The sequence below is a fragment of the Pokkaliibacter plantistimulans genome (assembly GCF_003194385.1).
Lineage (GTDB): Bacteria > Pseudomonadota > Gammaproteobacteria > Pseudomonadales > Balneatricaceae > Pokkaliibacter > Pokkaliibacter plantistimulans.
In genome coordinates this window covers 1-2,180 of sequence record NZ_LAPT01000184.1, presented here as the reverse complement: position 1 = coordinate 2,180, position 2,180 = coordinate 1, and the positions used below count along the sequence as shown (strand labels likewise).

At 54.4% G+C, this 2,180-nt stretch carries 1 protein-coding gene; it reads left to right on the top strand.

Annotation, left to right across the window (positions count from 1 at the left end; genetic code table 11):
• Positions 1-313: 313 nt before the first annotated feature.
• The coding region (locus tag WH50_RS25650; protein ID WP_165838572.1) for a methyl-accepting chemotaxis protein at positions 314-2,180 on the top strand (1,867 nt) is incomplete at its 3' end.

Here is a 2,180-nt window from a genome sequence, read left to right as displayed (position 1 = left end):
ATGATAAAAAGTGGAGCTTCCAGTGGGCGGCGTCTATACCTTCTAGTGCAGTCGCGTATCGCTTCCTTTCCCTCTCCAGCTGTAACGGATCTACGGTGACAACCGCCAGTGGGCTGAGTGTGGGTGATACCAAGGTCTGACGACAGATAGCGCCAGATAGTCGACGAAAATATCCAATAGTTATGAATGGTCATTTAATTGTTCAACATTCTGGCTAGAGTGACGGGGCAAATACCGGGAACAGTGGCGCTTTGGCCGTGAATTTGCAGGCCAGCGCCCCGCAGTGCAGGCGGACACTATGGGGAATATTTGGATGAAGCTCTCGATACGCAGCAAAGTCGGATTACTCGGCACCTTTCTCGCCTTTGTTCCCACCCTGATTGTCAGCATTGTGCTGAGTACCATTTCCCTCGATCAGGGCTCCAGGGCATTACGTGATGCCGCCCAGCAGAAGCTCACCGCGGTGCGCGATGCCACTGCGCAGTCCATCGAAAATTACTTCAGGCAGATTGATGATCAGATTGTCACCTTGTCCGGCAATCTGATGGTTGTCGATGCCATGAAGGACCTGAGTGCCGCTTTTACGGACTACAACAAGTCGCTGTCGGCTGATGAGCTGGCCAAACGCACCAGCAGTGTGAAGCAATATTATGAGCAGCAGTTTGACGCCAAATTTAAAGGCATGAACGAAGGCAAGAGTGCCAACCCGGATGCCATATTGCAGCAGACCGCCCAGCAAAGCGTGCCACTGCAATATCTCTTTATCAGCAATAACCCTGCGCCTCTGGGGCAAAAAGACGGCATGGACAAGCCCGCTGAGGACAATACCTATACCCAGCTGCACGCCAAATACCATCCGGTCATGCATCAGTACCAGCAGTACTTTGGTTACTACGATATTTTTCTGGTCAACCCCGCTGGTGATGTGGTCTACACGGTATTTAAAGAACTGGACTTCACCACCAACCTGAAGAGCGGCCCCTATGCCAGTACCGGTCTGGGTGAGGCTTTCAAAGGAGCCATGGCGCTGGGCGACAAGGACAAGTTCTTTATCACTGATTTCAACCCCTATCTGCCCTCGTATAACCTGCCTGCCGCCTTTGTTTCCTCCCCCATCTATGATGGTAAAACCCTGATTGGGGTGCTGATTTTTCAGATGCCCATTGACCGTATCAACGCGGTCATGACCCACAACCACGAGTGGAAAACCACCGGCCTCGGCGATTCAGGCGAAACCTATCTGGTCGGGCCAGACAAGCTGATGCGTAGTGATGGCCGCTTCCTGATTGAAGACAAGAGTGGCTACCTCAACGCCCTGCGTTCAATGGGGGGCGCCTCTGCAACGGTGGATGAAATTGACCAGAAAGAAACCACCATTGGCTTGCAAACGGTGGATACCAAAGGGGTCAATGAGGCGCTGGGTGGCAACGCCGGTTTCAGTATCTTCCCTGATTATCGCCATGTTCCTGTGCTGTCGGCCTACAAACCCCTGAACCTGAATGGGCTGAACTGGGTCATCATGAGTGAAATTGATGAGAGCGAGGCTTTTGCGCCCATCGCAGCACTGCGCCATACCATTCTGCTCGGTGCCATTATTGCCTGCCTCTGTGCGCTGGTGGCCGGCGCCTTGCTGGGCTGGTTGTTTGCCGGGGTGATGACGCGGCCGCTGAAACTGATGATCAGCACCGTCAACGATATTGCCCAGGGCGAGGGTGACCTGACTCAGCGTCTGCCGGTCAAGGGCGCTGACGAGATTGCCCAGTTGTCGCAGGGTATCAATGCCTTTATCGCCCATGTGGATGACACCTTCTCGGCGGTGCTGAAATCTGTGGTGCGGCTGGTGCCCATTTCGCAGGATCTGGCCGATGTAAACACTCACCTTGTGCAGTCTACCCATGAGCAGAAACAGCAGGCCGATGCCGTCAACCATTGCCTGCTGGAAACCAATGACTCGACCCGCACCGTGGATGCTGAGCTGAGTGGTATCAGTGAAGCAACATCGGCAGGCAATAACGTGGTGGAAGCCAGCCAGAGGGTGGTGGGCGATGTCTCCAAAGCCATGGCCAGTCTGTCGGGCAATATCGAGCAGGCGGTGCAGGCGATTGCCAGCCTGAAAGGCGATACCGACCGCATCGCAACCGTTATCGATGTGATCAACGGCATTGCCGAGCAGACCAACC